General features: G+C 45.2%; 17 protein-coding genes. 12 read left to right on the top strand and 5 right to left on the bottom strand.

All coding sequences use genetic code 11. The features are described from left to right. Positions 1-17 precede the first annotated feature (17 nt). Positions 18-995, bottom strand: a complete 978-nt coding sequence (locus tag M1M80_RS04650; RefSeq protein ID WP_060398210.1) for an ABC transporter substrate-binding protein — start codon at positions 993-995, stop codon at positions 18-20. Positions 996-1,125: 130 nt separating this feature from the next. Here M1M80_RS04650 and M1M80_RS04655 point away from each other — a divergent pair, with 130 nt between their 5' ends. The 4 genes from M1M80_RS04655 to M1M80_RS04670 all read left to right on the top strand — a co-directional run bounded on the left by M1M80_RS04655 (position 1,126) and on the right by M1M80_RS04670 (position 4,822). Beyond that, positions 1,126-2,127: a FecCD family ABC transporter permease gene (locus tag M1M80_RS04655; RefSeq protein WP_060398211.1), complete on the top strand. Its 1,002-nt coding sequence runs from the start codon at positions 1,126-1,128 to the stop codon at positions 2,125-2,127. Next, entirely contained in the window at positions 2,124-3,155 is a 1,032-nt protein-coding gene (locus M1M80_RS04660) for a FecCD family ABC transporter permease (RefSeq protein WP_060398212.1), read from the top strand. The genes M1M80_RS04655 and M1M80_RS04660 overlap by 4 nt, the downstream gene beginning before the upstream one ends. A 114-nt stretch (positions 3,156-3,269) precedes the next feature. Then, positions 3,270-4,151, top strand: a complete 882-nt coding sequence (locus M1M80_RS04665; RefSeq protein WP_060398213.1) for a PhzF family phenazine biosynthesis isomerase — start codon at positions 3,270-3,272, stop codon at positions 4,149-4,151. An 86-nt stretch (positions 4,152-4,237) separates the two neighbouring features. Beyond that, entirely contained in the window at positions 4,238-4,822 is a 585-nt protein-coding gene (locus tag M1M80_RS04670; protein ID WP_060398214.1) for a nitroreductase family protein, read from the top strand. Between the two features lie 38 nt (positions 4,823-4,860). Here M1M80_RS04670 and M1M80_RS04675 read toward each other — a convergent pair whose 3' ends face one another. The 3 genes from M1M80_RS04675 to M1M80_RS04685 form a co-directional block, all read right to left on the bottom strand. Then, positions 4,861-5,052 carry a YfhD family protein gene (locus M1M80_RS04675; RefSeq protein WP_019257831.1) on the bottom strand — a complete coding sequence of 64 codons (192 nt, stop codon included), beginning with the start codon at positions 5,050-5,052 and terminating at the stop codon, positions 4,861-4,863. Positions 5,053-5,118: 66 nt separating this feature from the next. Beyond that, positions 5,119-5,229, bottom strand: a complete 111-nt coding sequence (locus M1M80_RS04680) for a YfhE family protein (protein ID WP_003223230.1) — start codon at positions 5,227-5,229, stop codon at positions 5,119-5,121. 54 nt (positions 5,230-5,283) lie between these two features. Next, entirely contained in the window at positions 5,284-6,195 is a 912-nt protein-coding gene (locus M1M80_RS04685; protein ID WP_060398215.1) for a TIGR01777 family oxidoreductase, read from the bottom strand. 88 nt (positions 6,196-6,283) lie between these two features. Between M1M80_RS04685 and recX the strand changes: the two genes are divergently transcribed. From recX to M1M80_RS04700, 3 genes are all read left to right on the top strand, one after another. Then, positions 6,284-7,075, top strand: a complete 792-nt coding sequence (gene recX, locus M1M80_RS04690) for a recombination regulator RecX (protein ID WP_060398216.1) — start codon at positions 6,284-6,286, stop codon at positions 7,073-7,075. Between the two features lie 8 nt (positions 7,076-7,083). Then, the gene (locus M1M80_RS04695; protein WP_019257834.1) at positions 7,084-7,404 is read left to right on the top strand and encodes a YfhH family protein; all 321 of its coding nucleotides are present in this window, start codon (positions 7,084-7,086) and stop codon (positions 7,402-7,404) included. Positions 7,405-7,541: 137 nt separating this feature from the next. After that, entirely contained in the window at positions 7,542-8,735 is a 1,194-nt protein-coding gene (locus M1M80_RS04700; RefSeq protein WP_003239711.1) for an MFS transporter, read from the top strand. 153 nt (positions 8,736-8,888) lie between these two features. Here M1M80_RS04700 and M1M80_RS04705 read toward each other — a convergent pair whose 3' ends face one another. After that, the gene (locus tag M1M80_RS04705; protein ID WP_003223241.1) at positions 8,889-9,041 is read right to left on the bottom strand and encodes a small, acid-soluble spore protein K; all 153 of its coding nucleotides are present in this window, start codon (positions 9,039-9,041) and stop codon (positions 8,889-8,891) included. 124 nt (positions 9,042-9,165) lie between these two features. Between M1M80_RS04705 and M1M80_RS04710 the strand changes: the two genes are divergently transcribed. The 5 genes from M1M80_RS04710 to M1M80_RS04730 all read left to right on the top strand — a co-directional run bounded on the left by M1M80_RS04710 (position 9,166) and on the right by M1M80_RS04730 (position 12,584). Continuing rightward, positions 9,166-9,435: a YfhJ family protein gene (locus M1M80_RS04710; RefSeq protein WP_003239709.1), complete on the top strand. Its 270-nt coding sequence runs from the start codon at positions 9,166-9,168 to the stop codon at positions 9,433-9,435. Between the two features lie 144 nt (positions 9,436-9,579). After that, positions 9,580-10,095, top strand: coding sequence for an SH3 domain-containing protein (locus M1M80_RS04715; protein ID WP_060398217.1), 516 nt, complete (start codon positions 9,580-9,582; stop codon positions 10,093-10,095). An 87-nt stretch (positions 10,096-10,182) separates the two neighbouring features. Further along, positions 10,183-10,515, top strand: coding sequence for an SdpI family protein (locus M1M80_RS04720; RefSeq protein WP_060398218.1), 333 nt, complete (start codon positions 10,183-10,185; stop codon positions 10,513-10,515). Beyond that, positions 10,502-11,362 carry an alpha/beta fold hydrolase gene (locus M1M80_RS04725; RefSeq protein WP_060398219.1) on the top strand — a complete coding sequence of 287 codons (861 nt, stop codon included), beginning with the start codon at positions 10,502-10,504 and terminating at the stop codon, positions 11,360-11,362. The genes M1M80_RS04720 and M1M80_RS04725 overlap by 14 nt, the downstream gene beginning before the upstream one ends. A gap of 232 nt (positions 11,363-11,594) precedes the next feature. Next, the gene (locus M1M80_RS04730) at positions 11,595-12,584 is read left to right on the top strand and encodes a glycosyltransferase family 2 protein (protein WP_003239699.1); all 990 of its coding nucleotides are present in this window, start codon (positions 11,595-11,597) and stop codon (positions 12,582-12,584) included. Positions 12,585-12,654 lie beyond the last annotated feature (70 nt).

Consider the following 12,654-nt stretch of genomic DNA (forward strand, 5'->3'; position numbering starts at 1 on the left):
CCAGACGGAGTCTTTTTTTATTTCGCCTTTAAGAAATAGGTTTCAATATCATCAAGTAGGTAGTTTGCGGCTTTAATTCCGCCTGCGGTTGTCCACACGACGTCATCGACTTCATGGGCGTTACCTGACTTCACGGCCTTCAGGTTTTTCCATAGTGAACTGCTTGTCCACTGATTGGCCCATTTTTCATTTTCTTTTGCATTATCGGCTTTATAAGTGAAATAAAACAGCACATCAGCATCCATATCAGGAATGGATTCTTTACTGTCTGTTGAGAATGTAAATTGGTCCTTTTGTTTCTTAAACAGCTCCACTTGTTTTTCAGGGCGTTTGAAGCCAAGCTGGTCTAAAATAATCCCAGGGAATGAATCGGTATAATAGATTCTTGACTCGCCGGATAAAAAGCGTACGACAGAAACGGTTTTGTTTGTCTGGTCGCCAAGCTTGTCTTTCAAATCAGAAACGCGTTTATCAAAATCGGCAATCACTTCCTTGCCTTTGTCCGCCTTATTCACCGCGTTGGCGTATAGAGTCAGGTTATCCTTCCAGTTCCCAGCCAAAGATTCAGCGAAAACTGTCGGCGCAATCGCATTTAACTGATCATAAATTTTTTCCTGGCGCACTTTGTTTCCAATAATCAAATCAGGCTTTAATTCTGCGATGGCTTCCACATTCGGTTCCGTTTCAAGACCGACGTTTTTAACACCTTTCATGTCATCTTTCAGATAGTCATACCACGGGTCGCCCTTCCATGACTTTACGGCTCCGACCGGCTTAATGCCAAGCGCTAAGAGCGCCTCTGTTCCTTCATTAGTTAAAACAACAATCCGTTTTGGATTGGCGGGAATGTTGTCTGATGTCCCCATTGCATGTTTGACCGTTCTTGTTTTGCTGCTTGACCCCTCGCTGTTACTTGAACTTTCTGAACTATTACAGGCAGAAAGTACCATAACGGCCATTAAAAATACGAATAGCATGCTGATATGCTTTTTCATCTTTTTCCTCCCAATATTGAAATTCATTATCATTTAGATCATAATAAGCAGTGTTAAGAGTGTCAATCCCTAATTGAGGATTATTCTCAAAAACAAACATTACATAGTAAATAACTAGGAGAATTAGATCATGATCTGCAAAAAGGCATCTTCAAAATGGATTGTGTTAGTATGTCTGATTTTCATTTTACTGGCGGCTGTCTGCGCAAGCGTCGTTTACGGCTATACAGGTACGTCATGGAGACAGGTCTATCAGGCGTTTACTTCCTTCAACGGAACAAATGAGCATGTCATCATCAAAGATGTCAGGCTTCCGCGCGCTTTGGTTGCGACAGTCGTCGGCGCCTCGCTTGCAGCCGCGGGCGCTCTCATGCAGGCGCTCACAAAAAATCCGCTTGCGTCACCGGGGATTTTCGGAATTAACGCCGGTGCAGGTTTTTTTATTGTTGCCGGATCGTTTTTTCTGCATATACAGTCACCTCAGGCGCTAGTATGGAGCTCGTTTCTTGGGGCAACATTTACCGCTGCGATCGTCTATGCTGCAGGATCGCTTGGAAGAGAAGGGCTGACGCCAATCAAACTGACGCTGGCGGGTGCTGCCATGGCGGCCATGTTTTCTTCTCTGACACAAGGCTTGCTTTCTGTCAATGAACTCGAGCTTGCTCAGGTGCTATTTTGGCTGACCGGCTCTGTGCAGGGCAGGAGTCTGGATCTGCTGATCACGATGCTCCCGTATGCAGCTGCAGCGCTTGTGATCTGCTTTTTTCTTGGCCAAAAAATTAATCTCCTCGTCATGGGAGAAGATGTGGCAAAAGGACTCGGCCAAAAAACGGGCCTGCTGAAATTTGTGATGGCGCTTTGTGTTGTCTTGCTCGCCGGATCTGCTGTCGCCATTGCCGGGCCGATTTCATTTATCGGCATCATTATTCCGCATTTCGCCCGATTTATCGTCGGCAATGATTATCGCTGGGTTCTGCCGTTTTCCGCTGTTTTGGGTGCGATTTTACTCGTTGCCGCGGATATCGGGGCGCGATATATCATTATGCCTCAGGAAGTTCCTGTCGGAGTCATGACAGCCATCATCGGTATGCCTGTGTTTGTCTACATCGCAAGAAGGGGGGCAAAACTATGAAACTTCGTTTTGGCGTAACCGCGGCTGAAAAGAAAGCATGGATCGTCTTTTTGGTTTTACTGGGATTAACAGCAGCAGTACTGATCATTAGCGCTGGTCTCGGACAAAGGTTTATTCCTCCCTGGGATGTAGCAAAAACATTTTTTGGTGCAGGTTCCAAGCTGGATGAGCTGATGATCATGTCGTTCCGCATGCCAAGAATTTTGACCGCTTTATGCGCCGGCGTCTGCCTGGCAGCGGCAGGCGCAATATTGCAGGGGCTCGTCAGAAACCCTCTCGCATCACCGGATATTATCGGAATAACGGGAGGAGCGGCGGTAGCTGTCGTGCTTTTAATGATGTTCTTCTCAGACCGCAGCAGTTCACTTACGATCAGTCTGTCATGGCTTCCGGCTGCTGCATTTATCGGGGCCTCAGCTGTTGGACTCATCGTCTATTTACTGGCATACAAAAATGGTGCCTCCACATTTCGGCTGGTGCTTATCGGAATCGGATTTTCAATGTCGGCGCAGGCGATGACTACCCTGCTGATGATCAAAGGCCCGATTTATCGAGCGTCACAAGCCAATGTGTATATCACAGGGTCTGTTTATGGGTCAAACTGGCAGCATGTGAAAATAGCTGTTATCTTATCTGTCATTCTCTTATTTATTTGTTTTATCGCGCTAAAAAATATGAATATACAGGTGCTGGGCGAAGATATTGCGGCGGGTGCGGGAAGCGCCGTGCAGCGAAATCGTTTTTTCTTACTTCTTTTGAGTACGGCTCTTACGGGCTGTGCGGTTTCGGTTGCCGGCACAATCGGTTTTGTCGGACTGATGGCGCCCCACATTGCAAGGCGGCTCGTCGGCTCATCTTATGGCGCGCTGCTCCCGGCGTCGGCACTCATCGGAGCTTTGCTCGTCTTAACAGCTGACATCGTCGGCAGAACCTTATTTGCTCCGGTGGAAGTGCCAGCCGGCGTCTTTACAGCAGCTATCGGCGCCCCTTATTTTATTTATTTGCTCTATAAAACGAGAAACTCTTAATCTTTACTCCCATTTTCTCAAAAAAGAAAATGGGTTTTTTTGATAATGACTGAAAATTCACAATCATTTTTGCTATACTGACAGAGACATTGATAAAGAAAGGGCGGCAGACAAGTGAAAGAAGCAGAGGTATTAAAATATGAAGCATTTACAAGCAGTCCCGGCAAAGGAAACCCCGCGGGAGTCGTATTGCAGGGCGACGATTACACTGAAGAAGAGATGCAGATCATAGCTGAGCGCGCCGGATATTCAGAAACCTCATTTATCCGGAAAAGCGAGTCGGCTGATCTTGAACTCCGTTACTTTACCCCCGGACACGAAATGAATTTGTGCGGTCATGCAACAGTTGCTTCTCTTTACGCATTATGTGAAAAAGGAATGCTGGAGAGCGGTAAAACGTACAGCATCCAAACGAAAGCAGGTATCCTGCCTGTGAAAATTTCTGAAAAAGGCGGCCGCATACATATTACGCTTGAACAGGCTTCTCCGCAATTCAAACCATTTACAGGCGATCGGGAAAAACTTGCAGGCGCATTGGGAATCACCGAAGAAGACTTTCATGAAGACCTTCCGATTGTTTTTGGCAGCACTGGCATATGGACAGCCATCGTTCCGCTTAGATCATTAGAGGCCTCCAAAAAAATGGTGCCCGATAACAAACAGTTTCCCGACGTGTTAGTCGATCTGCCAAAGGCTTCAGTTCACCCGTTTACCTTTGAAACCGTTCATCCCGGCAGCGACCTGCACGGACGCCACTTTTCATCCCCGTATTCGGGAACGATAGAAGACCCTGTGACCGGCACAGCATCCGGTGTGATGGGGGCTTATATGAAACAGTACGGCAATGCCGAGCAGCGTGAATTTATCATTGAACAAGGGCAGGAAATCGGGAAAGACGGAAAAGTGGAAATCGAAATGAATGAAGACGGCGGCCATGTAAAAGTGAATATGACAGGAACTGCCGTGTACTCAGAAACCCGTATCCTTAAAATCTAATACGGATGATGGTTTACAAAAAGATGCACTTTCCGTTATTATTATGAATGATAATCATTTTCAATTGCTTAGGAAGGTGAGACGGTATGCCTCAATCCGAACAGATAGATCAACATTCAGCACTGCGGGACATTATACGCAGCAGAAGATCGATTCGAAAATTTAAACAAGAGCCAGTGCCTTCAGCAGTCATTCTTGACATGCTTGAAACAGCAAAATATGCGCCAAATCACAGAGTGACAGAGCCATGGAGATTTATTTACGTTTCCAGTGAAACAGGAAAAGCAAACCTGATCAACACATTTGCGGCGTTCTCTAAGAAATCCAAGCCGGATCTGACAGAGGAAAAGCTTCAAAATTTCAAAAACACACTCGGACGCGTCCCGGGATTTCTGCTCGTCGTGTTTCAAGAAGATGAAAACGAAAGAGCGCGAGACGATGATTTTGCGGCAACCAGCTCATTGATCCAAAATCTTCAGCTTCTTGCCTGGGAAAAAGGAATCGGCATGGTTTGGAAAAGCGGAAAAATCCTTTACGACAAAGAAGTGCATCAGGCCTTTGGTTTACAGGATAATGAACGATTAGCCGCCATCATACAAACGGGCTATCCTGACGAAGCGCCGGAAGTAAAAGAACGCACGCCGATTCGTGAACGTTTCACCGACATGTAAAAAAACCCCTGTCTCAAACGGAGACAAGGGGTTTTTCATTAACGTTTTTTCTTTTTCGCTCTGTTGTCGGCTGCTTTCGCACGCTCTTGCGCTTCGCGGTCATCCGCGTCAGCAAGCTCGCTTGAATATTCTTCGTAAACGCCGTCTGTTTCCCTTTTTAATGCATCGGGAACTTGAGGAAGTTTTTGTTTGTTTTTATCACGGTTTTTGTGGATATGATTTCTGCCCATATCAAATTCCCCCTAAAAAGTGATATCAAACAAACATAGTATCTGGCTTTAAGGGGCTATGTATTCCTACTTCCGCTTAGCAGCTTTTTCCGCTTTTTTAAATTCGCCTGAATAAAGCACTTCCTGCATTTTCTTCAGGTTGGCTCCTTGCTGATGCTTCTCCCTCTTCTTTTCCATAAAAAGGACCTCCTTCAACCATGTTATTCTTAAGGTTGACGCTTCCTTCCGTTTTTATACAGCCTTTCGGTCCGTTATCAGCTGTGAGAGTGCGAATTCAAGATCCGAATATGTAAAACGAAATCCAGAGGTCATCGCTTTTTTAGGCAGAGCGCGCTGCCCTTTCACAATCAGAAGACTCATTTCACCCAATGCTTTTGATAAAAAGAATTCCGGAACAGGGAGCCAGTGCGGACGATGCTTCACCCTTGCAATCGTTTTTCCGAATTGCTCCATTTCCACAGGATTAGGCGCGGTGACATTCATTGGACCTGAGATGCCGGCGTTTTCCATCGCATAACAGATCAACTGGGCTGCGTCCTCGACATGAATCCATGACAGCCACTGTCTGCCTGTTCCGATCGTGCCGCCGGCCAGAAGCTTATAGGGAAGAACCATAAGCGGAAGAGCGCCTTTTTCTCCAAGCATTACGCCAAATCTCGCATAAACCGTCCGGATGCCCATCGCCTCAATTTTCTGTCCTTCCTTTTCCCACATATGTGCAGTATGGCTGAGAAAATCCTCATCTGACGTCGCGGAATCCTCTGTAAAGGTTTTTTCAAGACTTGTGCCGTAAATGCCCACCGCACTGGCCTGGATCAGCGCTTTCGGTTTTTCCTTCTGTTTTTGAATAAGCCGCTGCACTTCACGCGTCGCATTGATACGGCTGGAGAGAATTTGCTGCTTCGTTTTTTCTGTCCAGCGGCCAAAAATCGATTTTCCCGCAAGATTTACCCAGACATCTATATGAGGAAGTTCCTGCTCAGGCGCGGCTCCTTCTGTCAGCCATTGGACATATGTGATATTTTTTTGTTCAGTTTCCCTTGCGTTTCTTGATAAAATATAAACATGGTGTCCCTGGCGGGTAAGAATGCCTGTCAGATGCTGGCCGAGAAAACCGGTTCCGCCCGTCATTGCGATATTCATGATTATCTCTCCTCATCGTTCTAATAAATATACTTTACCTCATTTTAATGAAAGAAAACGCGTTTCAGGCCTGAGAAGGGAGATTAAGATGCCATTTATTACAAAAATATCAACGCAAAAAAAGAATACGGAACGGTTCAATATTTTTCTGGATGAAAAATACGCCTTCAGCGTGGACGCGGACGTGCTCGTGAAATTTGAGCTTAAAAAGGGAAAAGAGCTTGATGACCTTGACATCATTGAGATTCAATACGGCGATGAAGTGAAGAAAGGCTTCAACCGTGCGCTTGAATTTTTATCCTACCGAATGAGGTCAACGAAAGAGGTTGAGGACCACTTAAAGAAAAAAGAAACCTCGGCGCCCGTCATTGCGGAAGTCATCCATAAGCTCAACGACTATAAGTACTTAAATGATCAGGAATTTGCCGCAGCCTATGTCAGCACCCACAAAAAAACGAATGGAAAAGGCCCTGACGTTTTGTTCAGAGAGCTTAGAGCGAAGGGGATCGACGACGATACAATTAAGGAGGCGCTAAGTTCCTTTTCCTTTGAGGATCAGACCAGAGAAGCGGTCAAGCATGTTGAAAAGCTTCTCAAAAAAGATAAAAAACTTTCGACAAAAGAACTCAAACAGCGCGCCCAGATGCAGCTTCAGCGCAAGGGTTTCTCATTTGATGTCATCAGCGCTGCGCTGGAGCAGATTGAATATGAAAATGATGAAGACACAGAGAAAGAAGCGCTGCGCCTTCATGCGGAAAAAGCGTTTAGAAAATACCGTTATGACGGCTCATATGAAAGCGCCATGAAGGTCAAACAATTTTTATTCCGTAAAGGATTCTCACTCGATTTAATCGAGCAATTTCTGCAGGAAGAGGAGTAGCTGAAAAAATGGAGAAACGATACAGTCAAATGACACCGCACGAACTCAATACCGAAATTGCATCACTTTCTGAAAAAGCAAGAAAAGCCGAACAGCATGGAATCATAAACGAACTGGCAGTGCTCGAACGGAAAATTACGATGGCAAAAGCATATTTGCTGAACCCGGAAGCTTTCTCACCGGGAGAAACGTATCGTGTGGAAGACTCTGAAGACGAGTTTACCATCAGCTATTTAAATGGCGTTTTCGCTTGGGGGTACAGAACCTCGTCACCTCATCAAGAGGAAGCGCTGCCAATATCAGTATTGCAAGAAAAGAAACAAGCGTAACAGGGAGGCTGAATATCAGCCTCTTTTTTATATGCAGCACATTTACACGAAATCTTAAAGAAAAAATCATTGAATTCACTCCAAAAATCTTTTAAGATGAAACTCGTTGTTTTTTAAAATCAAAGGAGGCGATGACGTTGAGTATCAAAAACCCCTCTGTAAAATTCATTATATTTGTTCTTATGATTTGTACATTTTCAATCGGATACACAGAATACGCGGTGATGGGTATTTTGACGTCGATTGCCAATGACTTTCATATACAGGTTTCATCTGCAGGGCTTCTTGTCACGGCCTATGCGGCAAGCGTCTGTTTGACTGGCCCGATCGTCACCATCATTTCCGTCAAGCTTCCGAGAAAGCCTGTGCTGCTTGGATTGATGGCGGTTTTTATCCTTTCCAACCTGATGAGCGCGCTGGCGCCGAATTTTGCGGTATTGGCCGTCTCAAGAATCTTATCTGCGTCCATTCACGGCGCTTTCTTCGCGATTGCCATGGTATTCGCGAGTGAAATGGTTCCGCCGGAAAAGCGTGCCGCAGCTGCTGCATCAATGAACGGCGGGCTGACAGTGGCTCTGATGCTTGGTGTTCCATTCGGCTCTTATCTAGGAGATGTCCTGAATTGGAGAGCGGTATTTTCTATCATTACCGCACTTGGTGTCATCGGATTCTTAGGCCTCATGGCTGCCGTGCCGAACAGAAAACCAAAAGTGATCCCAATGCTTATGAATGAGTGGGGAGTATTTAAACACAAACAAGTGCTGTATTCCTTCGCGATTACGATTTTAGGCTATTCCGGCGTCTTTATCGCCTACACCTTTATCGAACCGATTTTGAGACATTCAGCGGGATTCAGCACGGTCGGCATTACAGGCGCTCTCTTTGCGTATGGCTTGGGAGGCGTTGCAGGGAATTTCTTTGCGGGAAAAGTGCCGCTTCCTTTGCTGACTCGGACGATGATCGGCGTGATGATCGGTTTGATCGGTGTTCTGGCCGTATTTCCTTACATCGCCATTTACCCGGCCGCAGCTATTGTTGCAACGTTCTTATTCGGAGCATGCGCATTCGGCACGCCGCCTCTGCTGCAAACGAAGGTTATTTCCTCATCTGAGAGCGGCACAACCATTGCCGCGGCTGTCAGTGTGTCAGCGTTTAACCTTGCTAATGCGCTAGGTGCGTGGATCGGCGGAATGATTTTAAGCGGAACAGGTTCTTATTCCTGGCTGTTTGCAGGCGGAGCGCTTATGACCGCATGCGGACTCGTGCTTTCTACCTTCGCACATGTATCAGAAAAGAAGAGCATCTATGAGTATCAAGTTAATAAAGGGTAAAAAACAGCTGCAGCGTATGCAGCTGTTCAAATTGTCGACAAAACCCTAAAGCGGTTCTCGCTTTAGGGTTTTGTCATCTTTTCAGCGTGATTGAAAACCCTTGAAGTCTAGGAAGGCCGAGCATCGGAGCACAGCGCATGCAGCTGTTCTTCTTTACCGTTTGCCGGAGGCTCTCATTCTTTCTTGAGGATGCTGATTGATTGATCCGTCAGCACGCTTTGAAGCATAGTCGTCCTTTGCTCTCGGTTCACCCTGAAATTTGTTTTCGTTTTCGTAAGGAAATCCTTTTTCTTTATTTCGGACCATGTCATTTCCCCCTAGGTTCGAGATCAAAAAGTTGCGTCTTTCCAGATGAAGACGTAAGGTTAGTATATGGAGAACAGCACGTTTTAAAGCGTCATTTTTTTCCTGAAGAAAGGAGACTGCACACATGAATACGTACATTGAGAAACTGACAAATCTGCTTCTGGAAAAGAACGATATGATCAGCTATATACAGGCAAAAACATGGGTGGAATTGCTATGGAGCGATTTCGAAGCAACCTATGCAAAAGCGGGACATGCCTATCAGGGTGAAAAGATGACCGAAAAAATCGTCACACAATGGATCGAAAACTATGGCGGTCAGCTCCACCTTTTCCAAAGCTCCCGTGACGACGTAAATGATTACTTAAACCAAAGCAGAGGCCTTTTGCATTAAAAAACCTGCCGTTATCATCCGGCAGGTTTTTTCATTTCCTTAAAATTACCTTAACAGGCAGAAAAAATAAACAAAACGTGTTTCAACCATTGGTCAATCAGGGAATACCACTTATATCTTGTCAAATGCGAGGAGGAGCTTTATATGAAAAAGAAACAAGTATTGCTCGCTTTAACAACTGCCGCAGGACTGGGTTTGACAGCAACTTATTCTGCCCCCGCAGCAAAAGCTGCGCCCCTTCACAACATATCTGTCAGCATGCCATCATCCGATTCTTACATCATAAAAGCAGGAAAACTGAATGTCCGGACTGAGCCAAATCATAAAGGTGACATTCTCGGCACTATATCATCAGAACAAAAAGTCACAGTCAATGGATTCGCAAATGCCGATTGGGCTCAAATACAATTCAAAGGAAAAAAAGCATATATTTCAACACACTTCTTAATGAAAACCGCAAGCCAAGCGAAAACAGCGAAACAGACAGCCTTCTATGCACCGACACCCGAAAACGGAAAAGCCAAACAGCTCTCTTCCGGAACAGAGGTGACAATACTCGGGTGGGGGTTCAGTGAAAACGGCGGATTTGACTTTACCTGGGCATTCGTTGATTACGGCGGAGTCAAAGGCTATATTCACACAAAGGACTTACAATTATGATAAAAAGGCAGGCCGAGGCTTGTCTTTTTGCCTGGATATGAAACATTTCTTCTTTCTGCACGTAACAATGAGAAAGGGGATGATGATATGGCTGGTTTAATCAGCGGAGGGCTCATGGTCATTGCGGGTATACTGATCAAACTGTTTCCTCCCAAATCCATCAACAGTGTGTACGGATACAGAACGAGACGCTCAATGTCAGATCAAAGATTATGGAATGAAGCGAACCGTTACAGTGCATCATTGATGATCATGTCGGGCTTGGTGATTGCGGCGTTGGGCTTTCTGCTGAGATCAAACTTGATCATTCTTCAGCTGATCCTGCTGCTTGCCGCCTGTGTCATCACGTTTATGCTAACGGAGAAAAGGCTGAAAAACATGACGCACAGTCAAGGGGGAGATATGAGTGGACGGAGTTAATTGCCAGTTTGTCAAAACAAACGGAATCACGCTCCACGTTGCAGCCGCAGGGCCGGAGGACGGCCCGTTAATTGTCCTGCTCCACGGATTTCCTGAGTTTTGGTTCGGCTGGAAAAATCAAATTAAACCGCTCGCCGATGCGGGGTATCGTGTCATTGCTCCTGATCAGCGAGGCTACAATCTCAGTGATAAACCGGACGGTATTGATGCCTATCGGATTGATACATTAAGAGATGATATCATCGGGCTTATTACGCAATTCACAGATGAAAAAGCAATGGTCATCGGGCATGACTGGGGAGGAGCTGTCGCATGGCATTTGGCATCCACACGCCGGGAATATCTTGAAAAGCTGATTGCCATCAACATTCCGCACCCGCACATCATGAAAACCGTAACGCCGGTTTATCCGCCGCAATGGCTGAAAAGCTCGTATATCGCATTTTTCCAGCTTCCCGACATACCGGAGGCATCACTAAAGGAAAATGATTATGAAACATTAGACAAAGCGATTGGATTATCAACCCGTCCTGAGCTTTTTTCGTCTGAGGATGTCAGCAGGTACAAAGAAGCGTGGAAACAGCCGGGCGCCCTGACAGCTATGCTGAACTGGTACAGAGCCCTCAGAAAAGGAAGCCTTTCAGAGAAAACCACTTGCGAAACAGTACCCTACCGGATGATCTGGGGAATGGAGGACCGCTTTTTAAGCAAAAAGCTTGCGAAAGAAACGGAAAGGCATTGCCCGAATGGACATCTCATTTTTGTTGATGAAGCTTCCCATTGGATTAACCACGAAAAACCTGCCATCGTCAATCAGCTTATTTTGGAATATCTTAAAAAACAATAAGTCAGATTTTCTCTCCATTCGTCTGTCATAATGGCAGACTTTTTCTGTGCGTTTTTTTTCATACTCTGTTTTAAACATGACAAAATAACATTAAAAATCATGAATGTCACCATAAAAATGTAACAAAAAACAGGTTTAAACGACTTTAAAAAAAGGAATAGCCTTACTGAAGATTTGTGTGAAACTCCCCTAAGGCAATACTTAAAAAGAATAATAAAAAGAAGGTGCCTTAATGAAGCAAGGATTAATCTCGATTATTATCCCGTCTTACAATGAAGGATATAATGTCAAACTCATTCATGAATCTTTGAAAAAGGAATTCAAGAGCATTCATTATGATTATGAAATTTTCTTCATAAACGACGGAAGTGTTGATGACACGCTTCAGCAGATCAAAGACTTGGCAGCCGTATGCAGCCGGGTAAAATACATTTCTTTTTCTCGAAACTTCGGAAAAGAAGCCGCGATTCTGGCGGGCTTTGAGCATGTTCAAGGCGAGGCGGTCATTGTAATGGACGCCGATCTGCAGCATCCGACCTATTTGCTGAAGGATTTTATCAAAGGCTATGAAGAAGGCTATGATCAAGTCATTGCCCAAAGGAACAGAAAAGGGGACAGCCCTGTCCGCTCACTCTTGTCATCTCTGTATTACAAGTTCATCAATAAAGCGGTGGAGGTTGATTTGCGTGATGGTGTCGGAGACTTTCGGCTGTTAAGCCGCCAAGCCGTGAACGCCCTTTTGAAGCTGAGCGAAGGCAATCGCTTCTCAAAAGGTCTGTTTTGCTGGATTGGCTTCGATCAGAAAATTGTGTTTTATGAAAATGTCGAACGAAAAAACGGCACATCCAAATGGTCATTCAGCAGTTTGTTTAACTACGGAATGGACGGTGTCGTTTCATTTAATCATAAGCCGCTGAGAATATGCTTTTATACCGGCATTTTCATTTTGCTGCTTTCCATCATTTATATCATTGCCACATTCGTTAAAATTCTGACTAACGGCATTTCTGTGCCCGGATATTTCACTATCATCTCAGCAGTGTTATTTCTCGGCGGAGTGCAGCTGTTAAGCCTCGGAATTATAGGCGAATATATCGGCCGAATCTATTATGAAACAAAAAAACGCCCGCATTATTTGATTAAAGAAGCGAATATCCCGAACAAAGACCTGCCTGAAACGAACGAATTGAAAAGCGTGCGGCGTCTGACAAAAATGCACTGAAATCACCAAGCGCCATTGGCAGTGCTTTTTTTGCGTGTCTACCATTTCAAAAGCAAGACTGGAGAAATTA

Source organism: Bacillus inaquosorum (assembly GCF_023238325.1).
GTDB classification, from domain to species: Bacteria; Bacillota; Bacilli; order Bacillales; family Bacillaceae; genus Bacillus; species Bacillus inaquosorum.

Excerpts from the sequence above, each read along its gene's own strand:
- M1M80_RS04650 (WP_060398210.1), bottom strand. The coding sequence starts at position 995 with ATGAAAAAGCATATCAGCATGCTATTCGTATTTTTAATGGCCGTTATG.
- M1M80_RS04655 (WP_060398211.1), top strand. The coding sequence starts at position 1,126 with ATGATCTGCAAAAAGGCATCTTCAAAATGGATTGTGTTAGTATGTCTG.
- M1M80_RS04660 (WP_060398212.1), top strand. The coding sequence starts at position 2,124 with ATGAAACTTCGTTTTGGCGTAACCGCGGCTGAAAAGAAAGCATGGATC.
- M1M80_RS04670 (WP_060398214.1), top strand. The coding sequence starts at position 4,238 with ATGCCTCAATCCGAACAGATAGATCAACATTCAGCACTGCGGGACATT.
- M1M80_RS04675 (WP_019257831.1), bottom strand. The coding sequence starts at position 5,052 with ATGGGCAGAAATCATATCCACAAAAACCGTGATAAAAACAAACAAAAA.
- M1M80_RS04680 (WP_003223230.1), bottom strand. The coding sequence starts at position 5,229 with ATGGAAAAGAAGAGGGAGAAGCATCAGCAAGGAGCCAACCTGAAGAAA.
- M1M80_RS04685 (WP_060398215.1), bottom strand. The coding sequence starts at position 6,195 with ATGAATATCGCAATGACGGGCGGAACCGGTTTTCTCGGCCAGCATCTG.
- recX (WP_060398216.1), top strand. The coding sequence starts at position 6,284 with ATGCCATTTATTACAAAAATATCAACGCAAAAAAAGAATACGGAACGG.
- M1M80_RS04695 (WP_019257834.1), top strand. The coding sequence starts at position 7,084 with ATGGAGAAACGATACAGTCAAATGACACCGCACGAACTCAATACCGAA.
- M1M80_RS04705 (WP_003223241.1), bottom strand. The coding sequence starts at position 9,041 with ATGGTCCGAAATAAAGAAAAAGGATTTCCTTACGAAAACGAAAACAAA.
- M1M80_RS04710 (WP_003239709.1), top strand. The coding sequence starts at position 9,166 with ATGAATACGTACATTGAGAAACTGACAAATCTGCTTCTGGAAAAGAAC.
- M1M80_RS04715 (WP_060398217.1), top strand. The coding sequence starts at position 9,580 with ATGAAAAAGAAACAAGTATTGCTCGCTTTAACAACTGCCGCAGGACTG.
- M1M80_RS04720 (WP_060398218.1), top strand. The coding sequence starts at position 10,183 with ATGGCTGGTTTAATCAGCGGAGGGCTCATGGTCATTGCGGGTATACTG.
- M1M80_RS04730 (WP_003239699.1), top strand. The coding sequence starts at position 11,595 with ATGAAGCAAGGATTAATCTCGATTATTATCCCGTCTTACAATGAAGGA.